General features: G+C 65.1%; 20 protein-coding genes. 11 read left to right on the top strand and 9 right to left on the bottom strand.

Annotation, left to right across the window (positions count from 1 at the left end):
• Positions 1–31: 31 nt before the first annotated feature.
• From BST17_RS00105 to BST17_RS00090, 3 genes are all read left to right on the top strand, one after another.
• The gene (locus tag BST17_RS00105) at positions 32–1,411 is read left to right on the top strand and encodes an MBL fold metallo-hydrolase (protein WP_083054356.1); all 1,380 of its coding nucleotides are present in this window, start codon (positions 32–34) and stop codon (positions 1,409–1,411) included.
• Positions 1,412–1,622: 211 nt separating this feature from the next.
• Complete coding sequence (locus BST17_RS00095; RefSeq protein WP_083054352.1) at positions 1,623–2,396, top strand: sulfite exporter TauE/SafE family protein; 774 nt, start codon at positions 1,623–1,625, stop codon at positions 2,394–2,396.
• 271 nt (positions 2,397–2,667) lie between these two features.
• A complete protein-coding gene (locus BST17_RS00090; protein ID WP_308214693.1) occupies positions 2,668–3,282 on the top strand; it encodes a methyltransferase family protein in 615 nt (204 codons plus the stop codon).
• A gap of 56 nt (positions 3,283–3,338) precedes the next feature.
• Here BST17_RS00090 and BST17_RS00085 read toward each other — a convergent pair whose 3' ends face one another.
• Both BST17_RS00085 and BST17_RS00080 read right to left on the bottom strand, forming a co-directional pair.
• Positions 3,339–4,136 carry a serine hydrolase gene (locus tag BST17_RS00085; RefSeq protein ID WP_109749933.1) on the bottom strand — a complete coding sequence of 266 codons (798 nt, stop codon included), beginning with the start codon at positions 4,134–4,136 and terminating at the stop codon, positions 3,339–3,341.
• 167 nt (positions 4,137–4,303) lie between these two features.
• Entirely contained in the window at positions 4,304–4,951 is a 648-nt protein-coding gene (locus BST17_RS00080) for a DsbA family protein (RefSeq protein ID WP_083054349.1), read from the bottom strand.
• A 167-nt stretch (positions 4,952–5,118) separates the two neighbouring features.
• Between BST17_RS00080 and BST17_RS00075 the strand changes: the two genes are divergently transcribed.
• Positions 5,119–6,345, top strand: a complete 1,227-nt coding sequence (locus BST17_RS00075) for a L,D-transpeptidase (RefSeq protein ID WP_083054347.1) — start codon at positions 5,119–5,121, stop codon at positions 6,343–6,345.
• On the opposite strand, the gene BST17_RS00070 is transcribed toward BST17_RS00075, so the two are convergent.
• Positions 6,342–6,713 carry a BlaI/MecI/CopY family transcriptional regulator gene (locus BST17_RS00070; protein ID WP_264002047.1) on the bottom strand — a complete coding sequence of 124 codons (372 nt, stop codon included), beginning with the start codon at positions 6,711–6,713 and terminating at the stop codon, positions 6,342–6,344. The genes BST17_RS00075 and BST17_RS00070 overlap by 4 nt on opposite strands.
• Position 6,714: 1 nt before the next feature.
• Positions 6,715–7,782 carry a peptidoglycan hydrolase RipC gene (ripC, locus tag BST17_RS00065; protein WP_083054344.1) on the bottom strand — a complete coding sequence of 356 codons (1,068 nt, stop codon included), beginning with the start codon at positions 7,780–7,782 and terminating at the stop codon, positions 6,715–6,717.
• A gap of 208 nt (positions 7,783–7,990) precedes the next feature.
• Between ripC and ctaE the strand changes: the two genes are divergently transcribed.
• The 4 genes from ctaE (at position 7,991) to BST17_RS00045 (ending at position 10,513) form a co-directional block, all read left to right on the top strand.
• A complete protein-coding gene (gene ctaE, locus BST17_RS00060) occupies positions 7,991–8,584 on the top strand; it encodes an aa3-type cytochrome oxidase subunit III (RefSeq protein ID WP_083054341.1) in 594 nt (197 codons plus the stop codon).
• Positions 8,581–8,874, top strand: a complete 294-nt coding sequence (locus BST17_RS28945) for a hypothetical protein (RefSeq protein ID WP_083054339.1) — start codon at positions 8,581–8,583, stop codon at positions 8,872–8,874. The genes ctaE and BST17_RS28945 overlap by 4 nt, the downstream gene beginning before the upstream one ends.
• Before the next feature lie 110 nt (positions 8,875–8,984).
• Positions 8,985–9,638, top strand: coding sequence for a DsbA family protein (locus BST17_RS00050; protein WP_083054337.1), 654 nt, complete (start codon positions 8,985–8,987; stop codon positions 9,636–9,638).
• 56 nt (positions 9,639–9,694) lie between these two features.
• Complete coding sequence (locus tag BST17_RS00045; RefSeq protein ID WP_207573550.1) at positions 9,695–10,513, top strand: L,D-transpeptidase; 819 nt, start codon at positions 9,695–9,697, stop codon at positions 10,511–10,513.
• A 5-nt stretch (positions 10,514–10,518) separates the two neighbouring features.
• On the opposite strand, the gene BST17_RS00040 is transcribed toward BST17_RS00045, so the two are convergent.
• The 5 genes from BST17_RS00040 to resB all read right to left on the bottom strand — a co-directional run bounded on the left by BST17_RS00040 (position 10,519) and on the right by resB (position 18,971).
• Positions 10,519–11,052: an adenylate/guanylate cyclase domain-containing protein gene (locus BST17_RS00040; RefSeq protein WP_083054333.1), complete on the bottom strand. Its 534-nt coding sequence runs from the start codon at positions 11,050–11,052 to the stop codon at positions 10,519–10,521.
• Positions 11,052–13,589 (bottom strand): heavy metal translocating P-type ATPase, encoded by a 2,538-nt coding sequence (locus BST17_RS00035; protein WP_083054331.1) that lies wholly within the window; start codon positions 13,587–13,589, stop codon positions 11,052–11,054. Before BST17_RS00035 ends, BST17_RS00040 begins: the two co-directional genes overlap by 1 nt.
• 30 nt (positions 13,590–13,619) lie before the next feature.
• Complete coding sequence (ctaD, locus tag BST17_RS00030) at positions 13,620–15,365, bottom strand: aa3-type cytochrome oxidase subunit I (protein ID WP_083054329.1); 1,746 nt, start codon at positions 15,363–15,365, stop codon at positions 13,620–13,622.
• A 118-nt stretch (positions 15,366–15,483) separates the two neighbouring features.
• Positions 15,484–17,367, bottom strand: a complete 1,884-nt coding sequence (locus BST17_RS00025) for a bifunctional copper resistance protein CopD/cytochrome c oxidase assembly protein (RefSeq protein WP_165762174.1) — start codon at positions 17,365–17,367, stop codon at positions 15,484–15,486.
• Positions 17,368–17,390: 23 nt separating this feature from the next.
• Positions 17,391–18,971: a cytochrome c biogenesis protein ResB gene (resB, locus tag BST17_RS00020; RefSeq protein ID WP_109749932.1), complete on the bottom strand. Its 1,581-nt coding sequence runs from the start codon at positions 18,969–18,971 to the stop codon at positions 17,391–17,393.
• A gap of 207 nt (positions 18,972–19,178) precedes the next feature.
• Between resB and BST17_RS00015 the strand changes: the two genes are divergently transcribed.
• The 3 genes from BST17_RS00015 to lnt are packed head-to-tail and all read left to right on the top strand — an operon-like array spanning position 19,179 to position 23,317.
• Positions 19,179–19,556 (top strand): ArsR/SmtB family transcription factor, encoded by a 378-nt coding sequence (locus BST17_RS00015; RefSeq protein WP_083054323.1) that lies wholly within the window; start codon positions 19,179–19,181, stop codon positions 19,554–19,556.
• Entirely contained in the window at positions 19,549–21,672 is a 2,124-nt protein-coding gene (locus BST17_RS00010; protein ID WP_083054321.1) for a heavy metal translocating P-type ATPase, read from the top strand. Before BST17_RS00015 ends, BST17_RS00010 begins: the two co-directional genes overlap by 8 nt.
• 13 nt (positions 21,673–21,685) lie before the next feature.
• Entirely contained in the window at positions 21,686–23,317 is a 1,632-nt protein-coding gene (gene lnt, locus BST17_RS00005; RefSeq protein WP_165762173.1) for an apolipoprotein N-acyltransferase, read from the top strand.
• Positions 23,318–23,727 lie beyond the last annotated feature (410 nt).

The following is a 23,727-nucleotide window of genomic DNA, read 5'->3' as shown; positions in this document are numbered from 1 at the left end:
ACGGTCCCGCAGTGGATGAAAGGAACCGAAAATGATTCTGGAGCAGTACTACATCGAGTGCCTGTCGCACGCCTCGTACCTGGTCGGTGACCAAACCACTGGCCGTGCGGTGGTAATCGATCCACGCCGTGATGTCAGCGAGTACCTCGCCGATGCGCGCAGGTTCGGCCTCACGATCGAAGGTGTGATCAACACCCATTTTCACGCCGACTTCGTGTCCGGGCATTTGGAATTGGTCGAGGCGACTGGTGGCTGGATCGGTTTCGGCGAGGCCGCCGAGACGGATTACCAAATCCGCAGGCTCGCCGACGGTGAGCACGTGTCCTTGGGCGAGGTCGACCTGGAGATCATGGCAACCCCCGGGCACACCTGGGAATCGATCAGCGTGCTCGTTCGCGAGCGTGCGGAGGCGCAGCCCGTGGCTGTGCTCACCGGTGATTCGCTGTTCATCGGCGACGTCGGCCGTCCGGATCTAGTCAACGCGGGCGATAGCTCCGCCAGCGATCTGGCCCGAGCGATGTATCACACGATCCACGACAAACTCATGATGCTGCCCGACAGCGTGACAGTCATGCCCGCCCACGGTGCTGGCTCATCGTGCGGAAAGAACCTGTCGACCGAACTCACTTCGACCATCGGTGAACAGCGAGCGAGCAATCCGTCGGTGCAGCCGATGCCCGAAGAATCCTTTGTGGCGATGCTCACCGCGGGTCAGCCCGCCGCGCCGGCGTACTTCGCCTCCGACGCCGCCATGAACAAGCGGGTGCACCCGTTGCTGCACCTCGATCGCACCGTGCCGGAGATGACACCGCAGCAGATGCGAGCCGCACTCGACGCGGGTGTGTGTGTCATCGATGCCCGCAGCGTTGAGGACTTCGCCGCAGGCCACCTGCGTGGGACGGTCAACGTGGGCTTCGACGGCCGGTTCGCCGAAACCGGTGGCATGGTCGCTGAGATCGGTGAGCCGATCGCGCTGATCACCTATCCAGGTGAGGAGCAGGAGGCGGCGCTGCGGCTGGCGCGCATCGGTTCCGACGACGCCATCGGCTTCCTCAACGTGGGCCGCGGCGGGCAGTTCCCGACCGCGCTCGTCGACCTTGTTCAGACCGCGCCGCGCACCACGGTCCCTGCGTTGAATGCGCTGCTGGCCGAAGATGCGGTGACCCTGATCGACATCCGCAACCCCGGCGAGTGCGAGGGCGGCGCCATCCCTACGTCAGTGCACATACCGCTCGCCCAGTTACGCCTCCGCATCGACGAGGTGCCGACCAATAAACCGATCGTCGTGCACTGCGCCGGTGGCTGGCGTTCCAGCGTGGCCGCATCTTTGTTGCGCGCCAACGGTATTCAACAAATTACTGATCTGCTCGGCGGGTACAACGCCTGGGCCGACGCCCATGCGACAGCGTGACGCGTCGCGCCGAGAAGGGGTTCTCAGCGTGTGCTACGCCGTTACCTGCCGGGTCTGCGGGAACGCGACGTGGGATGGATGCGGCCAACACGTCGACGACGTGATGCGTTCGGTGCCGCCTGCCCATCGATGCCGGTGCGTGAAGAAGACCGGATCGCCGCCCACGATTCCCGCGATCTTCCGGCGCCGGCGACGCGGGTAGGGGCTTGCTATGGCGACCCCACTAGCCGTGGCGCTCGGTGCACTGATCGGACTGCTGCTGGGGCTGCTCGGCGGCGGGGGTTCCATCCTCGCCGTCCCCGCACTGGTCTACGCGATGGGTTTCGGGGTCGAACAGGCAATTCCGGTCTCGTTGATCGTCGTCACCGCGGCCTCGGCCGTCGGGGTGCTCCCAAAGATCCGCTCCCGACAAGTCCGGTGGCGGATGGCCGGCATCTTCGCCGTCGCCGGAATCCCAGCCACGGTGGCCGGTAGCGCCATCAGCGCTCATCTGCCGCAGTCGGTACTGATGCTCGGATTCGCTGCCGTCATGGTGGTTGCCGGTGGTCGCATGCTGACCAACCAGGGCCCCACCGGCACGGCTTGCGAGATTCGAGCCGGACAAGTCAACTGGCGCCGGTGCGCACCGCGTTCCATCGGCGCCGGCCTCCTGGTCGGATTGCTGACCGGACTGTTCGGCGTCGGCGGCGGTTTCCTCATCATCCCCATGCTGGTGGTGAGACTCGGCGTGGAGATGTCCACGGCCATCGGCACCTCGCTGTTGATCGTCACCGCCAACTCCGTCGCCGGCATCTTCTCCCACCTCCACGCGATCAATACGGAAGGGCAAGTCGTGATTGCATTCGTCGCCGCCGCGATGGCGACATCGCTGGTGGCCGGATACTTCGGCACCAGAACCAACACTGCACGCCTGCAACGCTGGTTCGCGTATCTCGTGCTCGTCGTAGCCGCCTACATGCTGCTCGACACGTTCATCCTCAACTGAGACAACGGCAGTGAAATGCCCCTGCTTTCTAACACCAGGACCCGGATCAGTCACTGGCGGCACCCACACACGAAAGGCAACACCGCACAAACCGCGTTGGCCCTCCACACGCAGCGCGTCAGGGCGTCGCGCCCGGCGACCTTCGACTGTCGATTGCGATCCGCTGACTGCAAGGTCGTCGCCGTTCGCTGATCATCCCCGTAGACATATGCACATATCACTATGTATTGTTACAGGATCGGACGCGATGGGGCGTCTACGATCGAAGGGGATGTCCATGGCGGTCTGGGCAACAGTGGCGTATGTCGTTTTCGCGGCGATCTGTTTCGGATGGCGAAGCTGGGTGCAATTTCAACGCACTGGGTCGGCGGGGTTTCACGGAGTCAGTGGCCACGTCGGTTCGGTCGAGTGGTTTGCCGGAGTCGGATTCGCCGTCGCGATGGTGCTGGGATTGGCTGCGCCGGCCCTGCAGGCAGCCGGGGCGCTCTCCCCACTGCCCTGGCTAAACGCTGCGCCGGTGCAGGGAGTAGGTGTCGCGACCGCGCTTGTGGGGATCGTCGGCACCGTCGCCGCGCAGCGCGCCATGGGAGCTTCGTGGCGCATCGGCGTCGATCCCGCTGAGACCACCACCTTGGTGCGTGACGGCGTGTTCTGCGTGGTACGCAACCCGGTGTTCACGGCCATGCTGGTCTTCGGCGCCGGCCTGACGCTGATGGCCCCAAACTGGCTTGCCGTCATCGGCTTTGGCATTCTTGTTGCGTCGATCCATGCCCAGGTATGGCTTGTCGAAGAGCCGTACCTGACGTCACGTCACGGCCAGGACTACGTCGACTACACCACAGATGTCGGACGCTTCGTGCCATTGCTGGGACGAAGCCGGCGGTGACGTGCGGCGAGATCACACACATCTTCAACGCTGCATCGTGAGCACTGAACTTGCGGTCAGGGTCCCGGTGACAACAGGATTCGCGCTAGCTCGGTCGTCGTTTCGACACCGTCGTCGTAGCCGCCTTCGCCGCCGAGGGCGTTCATGATGGACAGCGTGTAGCGCTGTCGGGGCCCGGCGAAGCCAACACTATTGACCACCCAGCCGCCCTGCTCCTGGGACCATCCGTTCTTCTGACCCGGCGCCATCGCCGGGCCGGCACCCCACACTCCCCACTGTTGTCCGCCATCGACGCGCTGCATCTCGGCCACGACCGCGGCGGCGTTGGAGGGATTGAGCCGGGTCAGCACGTAGTTCATCAACGCATCGAAGTCGTCGGCGGTCGCTTTCTGAAATCCCCAGTACGGGTAGACATCTCCGAAACCCGGTTGCGGTTTTACACGTGTCATTCCCAGGCGCGCAAAGTTGGTATTGAAGACGTTGGATGGCCCACCGTAGCGCGACCACAAGGCGTCTGCGGCAGCGTTGTCCGAACTGCGCAGCATGGCGACCATGTCGTCGCGATCGGCCGCGGTGAGGCGCAGGGAGCCGGCTTGTTCGCGGGTCAGCAGATCGGCCACCATTGCCAGCTTGATCGTTGACGCGGTCCAGATCGGGGTTGCGGCGTCGCCGTTGCGATAGGCGCCGCCGGTCGTGCGGTCACGCAGGACGAAACCGACTGTTCCGGGACGTGTTTGCAAATACTGCTCGGCCTCCACGAGGCGTTGCCGAAAGTCGCACTGCCCGGTGGCGGCGTCGCAGGATGCTGACGCGCGCGGCGCGATCAGCGCAGCGGCGAGTAGAACGATTCCCATCAGCGACAGTCCGCGCGTGAGGCTCAACTTGACCCTTACCGTATCTACGTGCTGAATACGTAGATACTTCTAGCACAGTGACATCAGCCGTAACGACCGCTCAACACCGTGTCGCGCCAGCCAACCGCTCGTCGTTGTTCATAGTTGCACCCCATCGAGGGGTCGGGTCACGACACCGGCGCGGTGTTGGCCAATGCGTTCTCCACTGCGATGCGCAGATCGTCACGCGACTGCAGCGGGATCTGCATGCCGTTGACGAAAAACGTGGGCGTGCCCATCACGCCGAGCGCTTCTCCGTCGGCCATGTCCAGGGCCACCCGTTCTGCGGTCGCGGGGTCTGCGTAGGCGGCATCGTAGGCATCCATATCCAGGCCAAGCTCTTGAGCGAACCCCCGGAACACCTCGTCGGCGGGTACCCGCTGCTCACCCCACTCGGCCTGAGTCTCATACATCTTGTGGTACATCGGCTCCAACTTGCCCTGCTGGGCTGCCGCCTCGACCGAACGTGCGGCGCGCTCACCGTTGAAATGTCCGGACAGCGGGAAGTACCGCAGCACGAACTCCACACGGTCTCCGTACTGCGCGCGCAGTTCCTCGACCAAGGGGTACGCCGCGCGGCATCCTTCGCATTCGAAATCGAGGAATTCCACGACCGTCACGGGCGCATCCGGCACGGTGTTGAGCCGATGACTATTCTCGCGGACCACTTGCGCGGGGCCATCGGCGCCACGCGTGTCGCTGGCCTGGCTAGGTGATCCACCGTCACGGGTGACCAGGATGAACACCGTCACTGCGGCGATGATCGCGACGGCCATCGAGGTCAGTACAAGCCGGCCGATCCGAGTCTTGAGCACAGGTCCTTCTTCCGAGGTTGACGCAGATCACGATCTTGGCGGCGGTGCTCGACACCGCCGCTGAACCTACGTATCCGCTACGTAGAATGTAGCCTAGTAAGAGTTCAGCAAGCGATGGGATGGCACGAATGAGGCGAGTCGGCGCTGTGACGACAGGTCGTCGACGCGGGATCGGATTGGCGGGCACAGCGCTGGTCGCGCTGTGCGTACTGATCATCGGACTGAGCGGGTGCGGCAACTCCCAAGCTGCACCCCAAGCCGAGACCTTGAGCGAAAAGGGCACCCCCTATGCCGACCTGCTCATTCCCGAGTTGGCGACCTCGGTGACCGATGGCGCGGTGGGGGTATCGGTGGAGTCTCCGGTGACCGTGACCGCCACCGCGGGGGTGCTGGACTCGGTGAGTCTGGTCAACGAGGACGGACGGGAAGTCGCCGGCACTCTGAGTCCTGACGGTGTGAACTGGCAGTCCGCCGAGCCGCTGGGCTATAACCGCCAGTACACGCTGCAGGCCGAAGCGCACGGGCTCGGGGGCACCGTGAGCACTCGGGCAGCGTTTGAAACGCACTCCCCACAGAATTTGACGATGCCCTACGTGACGCCGACAGATGGGTCGGTCGTCGGTGTGGGTCAGCCGATCGCCGTCCAGTTCGACGAGAACATCCCGGATCGACTTGCTGCACAAAGGGCGATCAGCGTGAAGACCACACCGGAAGTCGAAGGTGCGTTCTACTGGCTCAACAATCGTGAAGTCCGTTGGCGCCCAGCGGAATACTGGAAGCCGGGCACCAAGGTGGAGTTGCAGGTCAAGACCTACGGGGTGGACCTGGGCGGGGGCTTGTTCGGCCAGCAAGATGTCACCTCCAACTTCACCATCGGTGATCAGGTGATCGCCACCGCCGACGACAGCACCAAAACGCTGACCGTCCGCGTCAACGGTGAGGTCGTCAAGACGATGCCCATCTCCATGGGTAAAGACTCGACCCCGACCGACAACGGGACCTACATCGTCGCCGAACGCCACTACTTCATGGTCATGGATTCCTCCACCTACGGGGTGGCGGTCAACTCGCCCGACGGGTACCGCACAGAAGTCAACTACGCGACCCGGATGTCCTACAGCGGAATCTTTGTGCACGCCGCACCGTGGTCAGTGGGCAGTCAGGGCCGTGCCAATGTCAGCCACGGGTGCCTCAACGCCAGCACCGAGAACGCCAAGTGGTTCTACGACAACACCAAACGCGGTGACATCGTCGAAGTGGTGAACACAGTCGGGTCAACCCTGTCGGGCACCGACGGCCTGGGTGACTGGAACATCCCGTGGGAGCAGTGGAAGGCCGGCAACGCCACTGTCTAGCTGTGGTGCGGATGCACCCGGCTGAGCGCTTTGCGCAACTGGGCCGACGCATCAGCTGACATCTGTTCGACAAAAGCGGACAGCACCACATCGGGGTCGCCGCCGGCCTCCAACGCCACTCTCATCAACAAGGCCGAGCGCTCTTCACGGCTCATGGTCGGCCAGTAACGGTGCGCCCTACCCACCCGTTCGCGGCGGACCCAGCCCTTGCGGTGCAGATTGTCCAATGTGGACAGCACGGTGGTGTACGCGATCTGTCGCGACGCAGCCAGGTCCTCGAACACCTCGCGCACCGTGGACCCGTCGTGGCGTTCCCACACCCGATCCATCACCGCGGCTTCAAGATTGCCGAACTCCGGGGCGAGCACGCTAGTACCGGCGCGCGTTGTAGATGGGCGCCGAGGAGATGGGCGCTACCTTCACCGGTGTGCCGTAGGTCGATGCATGGACCATGTTGCCGTCGCCGATGTAAATGCCTGCATGCGACGCGTCGGCATAGAACGTCACGATATCGCCCGGCTGCAGGGAGTCGATGGCGACCGGTTGTCCGCCGGCGGCCAGTGCCTGACTCGACCGCGGCAGCGACTTGCCCTCTTGCAGGAACGCCCACTTGATCAAACCTGAACAGTCGAATGCGCCAGGACCACTGGCACCCCACGAGTACGGCGAACCGATGCGGCTCATGGCAGCCTGCACCACCGTGGCACCACCGGCGGGTGGGACAACCACGTCGGGCATCGCGAGGACGGCAGGGTCCTGCGGTGGGGGTGGCGGTACGGGGCCGGGGTCGGCCAACACTGCCTGCTGCTGAGGAGTCAGATCACGGTATTGGGTCTCGACTGCGTCGATCTGCCGGCGGAGCCGACTTTGTTTGGCTTGCAGGTCGGCGCGCAACGCGGTGGCCTGTGCTGCGGCAGAGCGGGCCTGGTCGGCGGACGCCTGCGAGGCCCGGGTGGCCCCTGCCCACCGCGTCATCGCCGCGCGGTGAGCGGTCATCTGTTCGTCCATCTGGTCGGCCAGTACCGCCTTGAGCGCGAGATCATAGATCAAGCGCTGCGGGGACGCGGCGATCAGGACGGCACTGAGGGAGCCGGTGGAACCGGCCATGTAAGAGGCTGCCGCCGCATCGTCGACCGCACTTTGAAAGGCGGCCAACTCGGCGCCGGCGGTCTCGGACGCAACGAGATCGGCGCGGTGGCGTTCCTCGGCGGCCTGCTGGGCCACTGTTTTCGCCTCGAGGTCGATTTCGGCGGTGTAGAGCTGTTCGGTCAAGCGTTCCGCTTCGCGCGACAGTTCGTTCATGCGGGCCAGGGCGTCTGCCGCGGGATCTGCCCCGCTGGAGCCTGTCCCGAGGAGCACCGCCACGGCGGTCAGGATCACGAGCCAGAGCCGGCCGAAGCCGCCGATCGACGCTGACGGCACGTCAGGACGTCGCATCGTCGGCCCTCCTCGTCGGTCACACATTGGGTACGTAGAAAGTACGTAGATCACGGAGAGATTACGGACTGCCGGCTTAAATGTCCACGCATGCGCTGCAGTTGCTCAAAACGTCTCCGGCGGAGCGCAGTTGGCGATGCGTCTACGCTATGCCATAGTACGTAGCTACTACGTACATCCTGTTAGCCGCCAGGCCCTGAGGACATCCATGACATCCGGAACCGCCATCACGGCGAAAGTGCACTCCCTCAACCGTCCCAACATGGTCGCCGTCGGCACCATCGTGTGGCTGTCCAGTGAACTGATGTTCTTCGCCGGCCTGTTCGCGATGTACTTCACCGCGCGGGCGCAGGCCGAGGCCTGGCCACCGGAGCCCACCGAGCTGAATCTGGCGCTGGCGGTGCCGGTGACGCTGGTGCTGGTCGCGTCCTCGCTGACCTGCCAGATGGGTGTGTTCGCCGCCGAACGGGGTGATGTCTTCGGCCTGCGCCGTTGGTACACCGTCACGTTCCTGATGGGCTTGTTCTTCGTCTTGGGCCAGGGCTACGAATACGTCAAGCTTGTCGCCGAAGGCACCACCATCTCCAGCAGTGCCTACGGTTCAGTGTTCTACTTGGCCACAGGTTTTCACGGATTGCACGTCATCGGCGGGCTGGTGGCGTTTGTGATGCTGCTGGCGCGCACCCGGATGAGCAAGTTCACCCCCGCCCAGGCGACCGCGGCGATCGTGGTGTCCTACTACTGGCATTTCGTGGACATCGTCTGGATCGCATTGTTCGCGGTCATCTACTTCGTGCGATGAGCGCGCCGCGTGCCGCGATCCTCACCATCGCAATCCTGCTGCTCATCGGGTGCATAGCGCCGGCATCGGCGTCGGGATCGTCGACATCGGCACCGTCGCCGGTGAACACCACGCCCGTCACGCACAGCTATGACGATGGGCACACCGATCAGCAAGCCGACGGGTCGAATCCAGCGTTCTGGATCCTCGCTATCGCCGTAAGTTGCCTGGTGGTGATCGCGGTGATCATGCTGCGCGCAGGACGAGCACCTCGTGCGCTTTTGTCGCGGGGCGCCCCGCCGCCGCCATAACAACCGCGCACCGCTATCTACTGAGTTGCTCCGTATATAGTCGTGTGTACGGCCGCGGCCCGACACGACGGACGCGGCGAGGCTCCGCTCACCGACAAGGATGTGCCCCGTTGGCTCCGCTCACACGACTTCTTCTCACCGTATTCGTGGCGATCACCGCCATCATCGGCGCGGGCGTGTATTTGTCGGTCAAAGACGCCACGTCATCGACGTCGGCCCCGGTCGATGATCCCGGTGCGCTCGTCCGGGACAACAGTCACCGCCTCAACTCCGTCCCCGACAGTGACGTCACCTTCGTGGAATTTCTGGATTTCGAGTGCGAGGCCTGCCGCGCGGCGTTTCCCATGGTGGAGCAACTACGCACCGAGTACGGCGACCGTGTCAACTTCGTCGTGCGTTACTTCCCCATCCAGTCGCACTTCAACGCGCAGCGCGCCGCGCGGGCCGTCGAAGCCGCTGCCCGCCAGGGCACATTCGAGCCGATGTACAAGAAGATGTTCGAAACACAGAGCCAATGGGGCGAACAACAGGTACCGGCTGATGCCACGTTCCGCGGATTTGCTTCCGAAATGGGCTTGGACATGGTCACGTTCGACACCGACTACAACGATCCGGCGACCCTGGAGCGCATCAACATCGACGTCGCTGACGGCGAAGCACTCGGCGTCCGCGGAACACCCACCATCTTCCTCAACGGCGAGCAACTGGAGTTCCGCACCTACAACGACATGTCCAACGCCGTCGACCAAGCGTTACGGGGCTGAGCATGCGCACTGGTGGAAACCTGTGCCGTTCCCTGCTGGCAACAGCGGCGGCGCTGATGATCGTCGCGTTGTCGAGCGCACCGGCAGCGATTGCCGATCCACCGGCGCCTGCCGTGCCCGGTGATGCCTCAGCGGTACCCGCAGGCCAGAATCGCGAACCGTACACGGGGCCCTATGTTTTCGCTCCCCCGTCGTTCAACCCCGTCAACGGCTCGACCGTCGGGGTGGCCAAGCCGATCATCGTCAACTTTCAGCGCCCGATCGCCGACAGGCCGATGGCCCAGGATGCGGTCCGCATCTCATCCAATCCACCGGTACCGGGGAAGTTCTACTGGATGAGCGACACCCAACTGCGTTGGCGGCCTCTGGACTTTTGGCCCGCCGGCGCCACCGTCGACATCGATGCCGGGGGAACGAAGTCGAGCTTCCGTATCGGGCAGGCGCAGATCGCCACCATCGATGACACCACCAAACAGATGGAAATCATGCGCAACGGCGAGTTGATCAAAACGATGCCGGTGTCGCTGGGCAAGCCTGGCTACGAAACCCCCAACGGCACCTATTACGTGCTGGAGAAGTTCGCTGACATCGTGATGGACTCCTCCACCTACGGTGTGCCCATCGATTCAGCCGAGGGCTACCGGATCAAGGTTCAAGATGCCGTCCGGATCAACAATGCCGGCATCTTCGTACATGGCGCGCCGTGGTCGGTCCAGGATCAGGGGGTGCGCAATGTCAGCCACGGCTGCCCGAACCTCAGCCCCGCCGACGCTCAGTGGTTCTTCGACAATTTCGGCAGCGGCGACCCGGTCGTCGTCAAGAATTCGGTCGGCATCTACGACGAGAACGACGGAGCGCAGGACTGGCAGATCTGACCCGGTTACCGCGGGTCCAGTTCGACGAGAAACGCCTCGACCGGCGAATCAATGTTGCGCAACGGCAGGAAACCCAACGGTGTCAGGGCAATGTCCTCGACGTTGCCGACACCGGAGATTGCCGCGCGATCGGCGATCACCTGTCCCGGCCCGGCAGCCGCGACCAGCCGGGCCGCGGTGTTGACTGTCGCACCGAACACATCACCGCCTCGCTTGACCAGCTGACCTTCGCTCATCGCCGCCCGCAACAGCGGGAAACCCGGAATTCGTGCCGTCGCGCCGCGCAAGCGGCGCAGGTACTCGGTGGCCGCCGAGGCTGAACCGCTGGTCACCATAACGGCGTCGCCGAGGGTCTTGATCACCTCATCGCTCGGCCCGAGAACGCTGGTCGCGATGCCGGCGAACGAGGTCGCCAGCTGCGCGGCCTGGTGATCGCCGTAGGTTTCGGTGTAGGTGGTGAACCCGGCCATATCGGCGAAGACGACCACCAATCGGGTGTCTTCATGGTCGAAATCGTCAGCAGCACAGGGTGTCGACATCAGACGCGTCCCTTCCCGGCATCGGCGCTCAGCGGCGACATCGGCGTGGCGAGCAGGCGAAGGGCGTTGAACACCACGATCAGCGTGGATCCCTCGTGGATGAGCACCGCCGGCCCGATACCCAGACCCAAGACGGTCGCCGGGATCAGCACCGCCACAATGCCCAAACTTGCCCACAGGTTCTGTTTGATGACGCGCGAGGTGCGTCGGCTCAGATCCACCGCGAACGGCAACGCGTTCAGATCATCGGCCATCAGCGCCACATCGGCGGTCTCTAAGGCCACATCCGATCCGGCAGCACCCATGGCGATGCCGACATTGGCCCGTGCCATCGCCGGCGCGTCGTTGACACCATCGCCGACCATGCCGACTCGGCCGCCACCATCACGCAATGCACTGATCTCGGTCACCTTGCCCTCGGGCATCAGATCCCCGCGCGCATCGCCGACGCCCACCTGCGCGGCCACCGCGTCGGCCACCCCCTGGTTGTCCCCCGACAGCATGACGGTCTGACCGATCCCAAGGCGTCGAAGGCGGTCGATCACCGCGGCAGCTTCCGCGCGCGGTACATCCATCAGCCCGATCGCCCCCAGCCACCGGTCACCGGCACGCACCAGCATCGTCGTGCGCCCGGACTGTTCGAGATAGGTCACATCGGCGGCCAGCTGGCTTGGCAGCTGCCGGCCCGCCTCGTCAAACATCTCGCGTTTGCCTATCCAGACCTCGACCCCGTCGACGGTGGCGGCGATCCCGCGGCCTGTCACTGCGCGGGCATTCGTTGCCCGAGGCACACGCCCTGAGAACAGTCGCGCCCGTCCGTCACGCACGAGGGCGCGGGCCAGCGGATGATCGCTGTGCTCTTCGACCGCGACGGCGACCGCCAGCAGTTCGGTATCCCCGCCAGGGGCAATGGCGATGACGTCGGTGATGCGCGGGCGCCCCTGAGTGAGAGTGCCCGTCTTGTCAAAGGCCAGGACCTGGACCCGCCCGAGCTCTTCGAGGGCGGCGCCGCCCTTGACCAGAACCCCGGCCCGAGCGGCGCGGGCCACCGCGGACAGCACAGCACTCGGGGTGGCGATCGCCAGTGCGCACGGGCTGGCCGCGACCAGCACCGCCAACGCGCGGTACACCGTCGCGGTGAACGGCTCATCTACCACCAGCCCCGCGAACAGCAGCAGCCCCACCCCTGCCAGGATGGTGGGAACGAAGATGCGCTGGAACTTGTCGGTAAACCGTTGCGCCGATGTCGTTTTGGTCTGCGCCGCGGCGACCAACCGGACAACCCGGGCCAGTGTGGAATCCGACGCGACCCGCGTCACCTGAATTTCCAGGGCGCCGGCACCGTTGATTGTCCCGGCGAACACCCGCGCGGAGGCGTCGACAAGTTCGGGCGCGGCCGCGGCCGCGGTGATGTCGCTGACCGGACTCTTGTCCACCGGTACGCTTTCACCGGTCACCGGAGCCTGATCGACACTGCTGGTGCCCGCTACCACGAAACCGTCTGCGGCCAAACGGGTATCGGGACGAACGACGACGATATCGCCGACCTGCACCTGGGAGATCGGGATGTCCTCGGTCTCCCCCGTGCCGTCACGGCGCACCAGGGCGGTCGTGGGTGTGAGCTCAGCCAGCGCCTCGATCGCCCGGCGGGCGCGACCCATGGCATAGCCCTCCAGGGCGTGTCCCACACTGAACAGAAATAGCAGCAGCGCACCCTCGGCGACTTCGCCGAGGGCTGCCGCACCGGTGGCCGAGACCAACATGAGGAAGTCGATCTCGAATTTTCCGTACCGCACGCTGGCGTAGGCCTCTTGCACGGTGTAGAAAGCGCCGAAGAAAAATGCCAGGCCATAGGCGATGAGCTCGACCGGACGCGGCGTGTCGGTGAAGGCAGCCATAGCCCAGCCGGCGAGCAGGAGTGCACCCGACACCCCGGCAAAAACAAGTTCGCTTCGCTCACCGAAGATTCCGCCGTGACTGTGTTGGTGGGTGTTGTCATCATGGCCGTGGTTGTGGCCGTGGTCATCATCGTTGTTGTGGTCGGCAGCGGCGTGCGTTACCGACGGGTGCGGGGGTTCATCGAGGCGGTCGACGAGCTCCTGGGCGGTGACCTGCGCGCGTTCGAACTCCACTACAACCGCACCTGAAATTGTCTCGACGCCAACAACACCCGCCGTGGCGCGCAGACGTTGCACGATAGGCTCGGTCTCGTCGTCGGTGACCGACCATCGCAGATGTCCATAGCGGCCGGCGATATCGGCCGCTGCGCGGTGGGTGCGGTGTTCGACGTCGCTTTGCGCGACCTGCGCGGGGTTGTAGTGGACGCAGAGTCTCGGTGTGCTGCCTTGGTCGGCGATGATGTGAGCCTGTTGGATGATCGCGTCCGCGGCGAGATCGTAGGTGAGCCGCTCCGTGCAGCGCTGGTCACCGTCGGGAAGCAGATCTGCCAGTGCGAGCGCCAGCGAGCGGGTGGACCGCGATTGATCACCGCGGCGGGAGCCGCACCCTGGATCTGTCATATATGCAACTATACGCATGTATGCATGAGTTTGGTCAACCCTTCCGCGTCAGGTGCGGACGTCCACGTCGTCGATCCTGGTCACGTCTCCGTCGTCGGGGCCGTGGGCCCGACCGATGTGCGCCTCGGCGCGCATCCGCTCGACCATGTGCGGGTAGTGCAGCTCGAATGCCGGACGCTCCGAACGGATCCGGGGCAGCTCGGTGAAGTTGTGCCGCGGCGGCGGGCAGGACGTCGCCCATTCCAGCGAGTTGCCGTAACCCCACGGGTCGTCGACTACGACGGGCTCGCCGTAACGCCAGCTCTTGAAGACGTTCCAGACGAACGGCAGCGTGGAGATACCCAGTACCAGTGCGCCGATGGTCGAGACGACGTTGAGCGTGGTGAAGCCGTCGCTGGATAGGTAGTCGGCGTAGCGGCGCGGCATGCCGTCGTTACCCAGCCAGTGCTGGACCAGGAAGGTGGCGTGGAAACCCAGGAACGTCAGCCAGAAGTGCAGCTTGCCCAGGCGCTCGTCGAGCAACCGCCCGGTCATCTTCGGGAACCAGAAGTAGATGCCGGCGTAGGTGGCGAACACGATGGTGCCGAAGAGCACGTAGTGGAAGTGCGCGATGACGAAATAGGTTTCGCTGACTTGGAAGTCGATGGGCGGGCTGGCTAGCAGCACACCGGACAGACCACCGAGCAGGAAGGTGATCAGGAAGCCGACGGAGAACAGCATCGGTGTCTCGAAGGTCAACTGCCCTTTCCACATCGTGCCGATCCAGTTGAAGAACTTTATACCCGTCGGGACGGCGATCAGGAACGTCATAAAGGAGAAGAACGGCAGCAGCACCGCACCGGTGGCGTACATGTGGTGCGCCCACACTGCGACCGACAGCGCCGCGATACCGAGCGTGGCGTAGATCAGGGTGGTGTAACCGAAGATCGGCTTGCGGCTGAACACCGGGAAGATCTCGGAGACGATGCCGAAGAACGGCAGCGCGATGATGTACACCTCGGGGTGGCCGAAGAACCAGAACAGGTGCTGCCAGAGCAACACTCCGCCGTTGGCGGGGTCATAAATCAATGAGCCCAGGTGCCGGTCGGAGAGCAGTGCGAACAGCGCGGCGGTCAGCAGCGGGAAGGCCAGCAGCACCAGGATCGAGGTCACCAGGATGTTCCAGGTGAAGATCGGCATCCGGAACATGGTCATGCCGGGGGCGCGCATGCAGACCACGGTGGTGATCATGTTGACCGCGCCGAGGATGGTGCCCAGACCACCGACGATGAGACCGACGATCCACAGGTCCGCGCCCGCACCGGGTGTGTGGATCACATTTGACAGCGGGGTGTAGGCGGTCCAGCCGAAGTCGGCGGCTCCGCCGGGGGTGATGAAACCGCCCATGGCGATCAGGGCGCCGAACAGGAACAGCCAGAACGACAGCGCATTCATGCGGGGAAAGGCCACGTCGGGAGCGCCAATCTGCAGCGGCAGCACCAGGTTCGCGAAGCCGAACACGATCGGGGTGGCGTAGAACAGCAGCATCACCGTGCCGTGCATCGTGAACAGCTGGTTGTATTGCTCGTTGGACAGGAATTGCAGTCCCGGCACTGTCAATTCGGTGCGCATCAGCAGGGCCATCAGCCCGCCGGCCATGAAGAAGCCGAAGCAGGTGACCACGTACATCATGCCGATCAGCTTGTGGTCGGTGGTCGTGATCAGCTTGTAGATCAGGTTGCCCTTCGGGCCTATCCGTTCGGGGAACGGCCGTCGCGGCTGAAGTCCTGCGGCGGGGGGCGCTTCGGCTACCAACGAAACCTCCTGTTGCCGGACGCGTTCGACTACAGACCGCATCCCCTACTGAGTAGATACGTAGATTAAACCACTACTGAATAACTCAGTACTATCGACGGTAGTTGTACTCGAGTCTCTACCGGGCAGCCGGCGTCACGGCCCGGTCATCGCGGGAGAACCGTGCATGGTGGCGGTGCCGGGACCACAGCGTGCCGGCGAGGGCGGCCAGGAGCGAAACGATGGACGCAGCCACGGCGATCGCGCCGCCGGCCCACTGGTCGGCGAGCAGATCGGTGTGCCATGGCAGCCGTATCGACCGGTAGAAGTACTCCCCCACCACCTCGGTGCGCACCATCAGTGACGCTCCGACACCGGCATAGGTGAATAGCGCGGCCGCGGCCATCACGTACCGCTGCCGGGTGGTCCGCGCCGATGCGGTGATCGCGCCGAAAAACAGGCATCCCGTGACAAGGAAGAACATATTGCTCAACACGTGGGCACTGTGGTTGTCGATTGCAGCAGCGAACACCGGACCGGTGTAAAACACCGCCGCCCCGCCGGCATAAGCCACCGTCACTACCACGGGGTGGGTCATCGCCCGACCCAGCGGGGACCGGAGCAGCACGGTCCACCACTCGCGCAGACCTGGTGCGGCCGGTTTGGCGGTGGCTGGCAATGCCTGTGCTGCAAGCACAATCGGTGCACCCCCGACCAGCAGTGCGGGTACCAGTGTGGACAGCAGCGCTTGGTAGAGCACATGCATGCTGAACATCGCAGGCATGTAGCTGCCCAACCCCGAAGAGGTCACCACCAGCAGACACAGACATCCCCCCAGCCAGCACGCGGTTCGCCGGCCGGGCCATCTGCGATGGCGTTGGCGCAACCGGCGAAGTCCCGCGACGTAGAGCCCGGCCAAGACAAGGGCCGCGGTGCCCAGGATCAGGTCGAAACGCCAGTCGGAGGTCACGCGGGCGAGGGTGGGTGGCCCGGCGGGTTGGAAACCGATGGCCATCTCGGCGGCAGTGGGTTCCACCCTGCCCGGCGGCGGTGGCGTGCGACTGAGACCCACCGCAATCCCAACAGTCACCGCGAAGATCAACCCCTCAGCGATACCGAGGCCCAGCAGCGGACCGCGGGCGCGCGGGTTCTTTCCCAGCGCGGCGACGGCGTAGCGGCGCTGCGCCCAGCCGAGCCCACCCAGCGCGGTCAGTGCCACAGCTTTGCCGATAAGCAGCACTCCGTAGTCGCTGAACAGCTCACCGGGGGCAATTCGAAGGGCGGCGTTGATGAGCCCACTGGCTGCAACTGCGACAAAGCAACACAGCGCTATCGCCGAGTAACGCCGTGCCGCCGTATCGAGATGCGTACCGACGCGCCAGGCATGGGCCAGCAGGGCCAGCAGTCCACCCACCCAGAGCGCGCTGGCGAACAGATGGATGAGCAAGCTGTTGGTCGCCATGTCGTGGGCGCCACCAGAGGACGAGTGCCCCGACAGCCCGAGTGGTACCAAGGTCGCCAACACGGCCAGCAGCAGGAATGGTGTGGGGGCCCAACGCAACACCGCCAGGCTGGCCACCGCCACCACAGCGGCCAGGCCCGCGGTCCACCGCCAGGCATTGGTGATCTCGACCAGATCAGCTGCCGCCCAGATGTCACCGGGGGCAATCTGGTGCAGCGGGACCCCGGACACATCGGAGACGCTCAGCGCGACAAGCAGTGCTGCGCAGAGCGCCCACACCGCACAGGCATAGCCACCGAGACGAACCGCGCGGTAGCCACCGACATCGAGGACTCCATTGGACTGGGGTGGCGCCAGAAACGCCGCCACGAGGAACCCCCCGACCGCCACGGCGGCGGCGATCTCGCCTGCCGCACGCACCGCGGGCAAGCCGTAGGTGGTGACCGGTCCGGGATTGGGCAGGCCCGTGGCTGTCAAGGCGTCTGCCAAGGATGCGGCGCCGATCAGCGCGGCCGTCGCAGCGGCCAGCGCGGCTACTGCCGCCAGGAGGAGCACGGACACACGGCGACCGTCGACGCGGGTGCTCATGTGCCGGCCTGCGCGGTCCTGACGGGTGCCTGTGTCGCCTCAGGCAACAGGCGCAGCACCAATCGGTCGAACTCCTCACCCCAGCCCGCGTTGTCGGTGCGCGCCAATCCGCCCATCTCCACCATGGATTGGCCTGGCTGCTCGCCGGCATGGATGCGGACCCAGATGCGTCGGCGGCGCACTGTCAATGACACCAGCAGGCCCGCCATCATCGTCATCGAGAACACCAGTACCCATATCTGGGCGGGGTCGTGGGACACCTGCAGGCTGACGAAATCGGTGACCGCATCGAAGCTCACCACCGTCCCGTCCGCAAGCCGGGTCTGTTCACCGAGGCTCAAGTTCACCCGCGCCATTCTGGTCAGCCGACCCTGTCCGATCATGCGCTGATCGAGGGCAAAAATCGATTGTGGGCGACCGGTGTCGAGGCCGGTGTCGCCTTTGTAGATATCAATGGCCACCGCCGGGTCCTGCAGCGCCGGGAAAGCTGAGGACAGCAGCGTGCCCTCCAGTCGTTGGGTCGGCGCGAACAGACCTTCGATCGCGATCTGGTTCTTCCGGCGTTCGTCTGGGTCGGGAAAGCTACCGGCCGGCGGATCGAAGCGCATGGCCCCCGAGGACAGCAGGGTTTGCAGTTCCTCGGGTTGCCATTGCAGCGTTTGGCTGCGACGCTGCCCGTCGGGGAAGGTGACCGTGAATGTCGGGGCGTATCCGTGGCCCAGCAGGTACACCCGGTTGCCGCCGACACGCAGCGGCTCATTGACTTTGAGGTCATAGGAGTTCCACTGCGCGGACTCCAGACCCTCTCCTGCCTGATAACTGATCTTGGCGGCGAACCCTACGGCTTGCCCGCTGGGCAGGAAGTCCGCAGCGAAGTCGTTGACGCGCAGGCAGATCGGGTACAGCCCGGTGCCATCGACGGTAGTGCCCGGGCGGAAGGCGTCGAAGGCCGCAGGGGACGCGGAGCAGAAACCGGGACCGCCGTCGGCGAGCACAATGACATTGCCTTCGTAGCCGAACAGTTTGCCCGCGGCCACCGACACCAGCAGACCAATCAGCGAGAAGTGAAACGCCAGGTTGCCTGCTTCGCGTAGATACCCTCGCTCGGCCGAGATTTCGACGGTGTCCCCGTCGCGTCGGATCGTCCGGCGCCAACCCCGAAGCCGGTCGACGATGGTTTCGCCCAGAGCTTGCGGAGTGGCCGCCAGCGTCACCACCCGGTGTTTCGGTAGCCGGGTGAGGTTGCGCGGTGCCCGCACCGGCGTGGCCCGAAGGCTGCGCACATGCTCGACCAGTCGTGGTGTCAGGCACCCGATCAAGGACACGAACAGCAGTACGTAGATGGAGGTGAACCACACACTGGAGAACACGTCGAAGATCTGCAGCCTGTCCAGCACAGGGCCCAAGCGCGGGTTGTCGGCGATGTAGCCGGCCACCGTGGTGGGGTTTACCTGACGCTGCGGCCACAGCGCACCCGGTATCGATGCCAACGCCAGCAGGAACAACAGGACCAGCGCAGTGCCCATCGACGTCAGGGTCCGCCAGGTGTTACGCACCAGCGATACGGTGCGCATCATCGGTGCGGCACCGACAATGTGCGTGCTGTCTCGACGATCGCGACGCATGTGGTCATCGCCGGTGCTGCGCCCTCACTGTTCACCATTCCTTTCTACGCATCTACTACGTAGGCTAGTAAAGTACACGGCACGTCGCCGACGCCGGGTGCGAGCTGAACATCGATTACCTTGTTTCAATTACATCTCAACAGTGGTTAGCATGTTGAGGTGACCACCCCGCCCCTGGACAGCTGCGACCTGCTTTGCCTCGACCTCCCGCACGCCGAAGCCCTCCGCGCCGCGCTGCCGACGCAGACCAGCGTGGCCTCCGCGGCACTGACCGCCAAAGCACTCGGAGACCCCACCCGGTTGACGATCGCCACCGCACTGCGCGGCGGCGAGGAACTATGCGTCTGCGACATGGCCTGGATCGTCGGCGCAGCGCAGAACCTGGTCTCCCATCATCTACGGCAGCTCAAGAACGCCGCCCTGGTCGCCTCACGCCGTGACGGCAAGTTGGTGATGTACCGGCTGACCCCGCTCGGTGAGCAACTGATCGCCGCGGTTCTGGTGTCGACTTTCACAGAGGAGGCCGATCGTGTCTGACGCATGCTGCGGGCCACAACCCGACGAACCCGAAGCCGGACCTGAAAGGCTCTGGCAAGTAAGAGAACTGCAGTTCGCAGCAGTAGCGGCCGCACTCCTGGCCACCGGCTGGGCGTTCGGCACGGCCGGATTTGATGGCCTCACGCTGGGGCTGGAATTGGCCGCCGTCGTCGTGGCCGCGTCCACATTCGTGCCCGATGCCCTGCGCAACCTGCGACATGGCCGCATCAATGTCGGGACGTTGATGATGATCGCCGCCGTCGGCGCCGTGGCCCTTGGCCAGTTCGCCGAGGCGGCCCTGCTGGGCATCTTATTCTCCATCGCCGAAGGCCTGGAGCACTATGCCGTGGCCAAGACCCGGCGCGGCCTGCGGGCCCTGCTGTCCCTGGTGCCACCCAAAGCCTCGGTCCTGCGCGCTGGCACCGAAATCACCGTCGCCCCTGTCGAACTCGTCCTGGGCGACACCATGGTGCTGCGCCCCGGCGAGCGCGCCGCCACCGACGGAACCATCACCGCGGGCCAGACCAGCCTCGACGTATCGGCGATCACTGGGGAATCCGTGCCCGTCGAGGCGGGTCCGGGGACCCAGGTACATGCGGGGGCCATCAACGGTGGCGGCGCCATCGAGGTCGAGGTGACCGCGTTGGCCGCCGAAAGCTCGCTGGCCCGCATCGTCCATATCGTCGAGCAGGCCCAGGAACGCAAGGGCGCCGGCCAACGGCTCGCCGACCGTATCGCCCGTCCCCTGGTGCCTGTCATCATGATTCTGGCGGCCGGCATTGCCGCGGCTGGTGCGCTACTGGGTGATCCGATGCTCTGGCTGGAGCGCGCTCTAGTCGTCCTGGTGGCGGCCTCGCCGTGTGCGCTCGCGATCGCGGTCCCGTTGGCGGTGGTCTCGGCGATCGGCGCGGCCAGCCGCCAGGGCGCGCTGGTCAAAGGCGGTGCCGCCGTCGAAGAGTTGGGCCGCATCAAGGTCATCGCCCTCGACAAGACCGGCACCTTGACCCGGAACACCCCGCAAGTGGTGGAGGTGGTGACCCTCACCGGGGGCTCCGAGACCGAGGTACTGCAGGCAGCCGCAGCGCTGGAAGCGCGCAGCGAGCACCCACTGGCCCAGGCGATCCTGTCCGCCACCAGCTCGGTGCCTGCCGCCACTGATGTCACCGCCGTTGCCGGCCATGGCATTACGGGCCGCCTGGGCGAATCAACGCTACGGCTGGGAAAGCCCAGCTGGATCGACCCCGGTCCGCTCGCCGACGATGTGCAGCGGATGCAAGCCGCCGGGGCGACGGTGGTGGTCCTGGAACGCGACGGTGCCACCCATGCTGCCATCGCGGTCCGCGACGAACTGCGCCCCGAGGCGCCCGAAGCGGTGCGGTTGTTGCGCAGCCTCGACATCGACGTCGCCATGCTCACCGGTGACAACGCGCTGACCGCTGACGCACTCGCCGCCGAAGCGGGTATCACGACTGTGCGTTCCGAGCTGCTCCCCGAAGACAAGGCGCAACTGCTGGCCGACATCTCTGGCGGACGACCCATCGCGATGGTCGGAGACGGAGTCAACGACGCGCCCGCCCTGGCCACAGCCAATATCGGCATCGCGATGGGCGCCATGGGCACCGACGTCGCGATTGAGACCGCCGATGTCGCGCTGATGGGCGAGGACCTGCGACACCTGCCGCAGGTGATGGCCCACTCACGGCGCGCCCGCCGCATCATGATCCAGAACATCGGGTTCTCGATGGCGATCATCACCATACTGATCCCGTTGGCGGCGTTCGGCATCCTCGGTCTGGCGACCGTGGTATTTGTCCACGAGGCGGCCGAGGTGCTGGTCATTCTCAATGCCATCCGCGCCGCGCGCACCCGACCACTGGCGGGCCTAACCTCGGCGCCCATCAAGGCGTCGGCCTCACTTCACATCGATATCGGCGCCGCGCCCGCACCGGTGGACACCTGCTGCGGTCCCCCGCCGGCGCCCGCTGCCTCGGACTCGCTGACCCTGACCCCGACACGTGCCGCCGACGATAGGGACTGCGACTGCTGCGACCCCATCGACACCGCGGCCGACATCGAGGCGGATCCGGGCAGCGGTGCGCCCACACTACGCCGGTGAGTGCGATCATGCTGTGAAGCAATGGTTCTCGGCAACAACCCGCCTCGGGTGGCGGCTCGGTGTCGCAGTGGCCGGCGGCGTGCTGGTGTGGAGCAGCTTTCCTCCGATCGGATTATGGCCCGCGGCGATTGTCGGGTGCACGCTGCTGGGGTGGATCGCATGCCGGCCCAGCACGACGGTGCACTCCGGCCTGGGGTACGGGTTCGTATTCGGGCTGGCCTTCTACTTACCGCTGCTGCCATGGACCGGAGCCCTCGTGGGCAGCACCGCCTGGCTGGCGCTGAGCATTCTGAGTGCGCTGTTCCCCGCGGTCTTCACCGCCGCCGCCGTCGTACTGCGCTCGCTGCCCGGAAGGCCGATCTGGTGGGCCTGCGCCTGGACTGCGATGGAATGGCTCAAGAGTGCCATGCCCTTCGGGGGGTTTCCCTGGGGTGTACTGGCGTTCGGGCAGTCCAATAGTCCGGTGGCCGCGCTGGCGACGTGGGGTGGGACGCCCCTGGTGTCCTTCGCGGTGGCCCTGGCCGGGTTCACCGCGTCGGCGGCGCTGACAGTCCACGTCGGGAGGCGTGTGCAATCGCTACTTGTACCCACCGCGGTGACGATGGCGCTGGTCGGGCTGGCCGTGGTCACCGCGACGGGGTGGCAGCCCTGGCGCTCAGCTGGTGATCGTTCGTCGGTGACGGTGGCTGCCGTGCAGGGCAACGTTCCGCGCCTTGGCTTGGACTTCAATGCTCAACGACGCGCCGTCCTGGACAACCACCGCAATCAGACGGTCCGCCTGGCCGAAGACATCCAAAGTGGACGCCTGCCTCAACCCGATCTGGTCATCTGGCCCGAAAACTCCTCAGACATCGACCCTTTCGCCCACCCTGACGCGGCTGCGCAGATTGATGCCGCCGCGCAGGCAATCAACGCACCGATATTGGTGGGTGCGGTGACCGCTGGTGGCAACCTCGACACCGACACCCGATCCACCAGAAACAGCATGCTCGTGTGGACTCCCACCGACGGCCCGGTCGCGCGTCACGACAAAAAGATCTTGCAACCATTCGGCGAGTACCTTCCCTTGCGAACTTTCTTCCGACTGTTCTCTGACTACGCCGACCGGGCGGGCTTCTTCATCCCTGGCGATGGACCCGCAGTCGTGCCGATCGCCGATATCCCCGTGGGGGTCGCGACCTGTTGGGAAGCGGTGTTTGACCGCGCGGCACGAGAGTCGGTCGGCAATGGCGCGCAGCTGCTGGCCATCCCGACCAACAATGCGACCTTCGACGAGACCATGAGCCGGCAGTTCCTGGCGATCGCCAGAATCCGCGCCATCGAACACCGGCGCCCGGTCGTGGTCGCCGGAACGACCGGGGTCAGTGCGCTCATCACCGCCGATGGGCAGATTCTTGTGGAAAGCTCGTTCTTTACCGCTGACCACCTGGTCGCAGGCATGGAGGTGAACTCCGACCTCACACCAGCCACCCGGTGGGCACTTGCGCTTCAGGGCGCCCTGGCCGCCGCGGCGGCAGCGGCGCTGATGATCGCCGTCGGCAGAGCCCGGCGGACAACGATGCGGCGGCAAGGCATGCAGCGGGCCACCGCGACTGTCGGACCATCTGTATCTACTGAGCAATTACGTACTAAATTGCGCAGTTGATACAACCAGAAAGATGCTGGCCACGGCGTTGCAGCGTCCCCAACGTGTCAAATTTTTTCGATTATCCGGCAGTCGGTGAGGTTGCCCTTTGGTGCCTGCTCGGTTAGCGTCGTGCCGGATCACAGATCGGTAACGGGTAAGGAAATCGTCGAGTTGGTTTCGCAACGCCGCACCACGCGAGGCCACGTCCCGACAAGCCGCCGCGGGGACACCGTCGCCACCGACGTCCTGCCCGCCGTGCCAGCGCGTCCCGTCCTGCGGCCTTTTCCCAAAGACCGCGAGGTGCTTGCTGCGCCGGAACTCGACGATTGCAATGACCGGGCCGACGAGCAGCCGCTGGAACTTCTCCGACCGCTGCCCCCGCCGTCTCGTCGGCCACCCCGTCCGCTTCCCCCGCAGGCCATCTCACC

Source organism: Mycolicibacterium bacteremicum, from assembly GCF_002086115.1.
Classification (GTDB): Bacteria; Actinomycetota; Actinomycetes; order Mycobacteriales; family Mycobacteriaceae; genus Mycobacterium; species Mycobacterium bacteremicum.
Note: the sequence above shows the minus strand (reverse complement) of the source record. Positions and strands in the feature narration are given on the sequence as shown.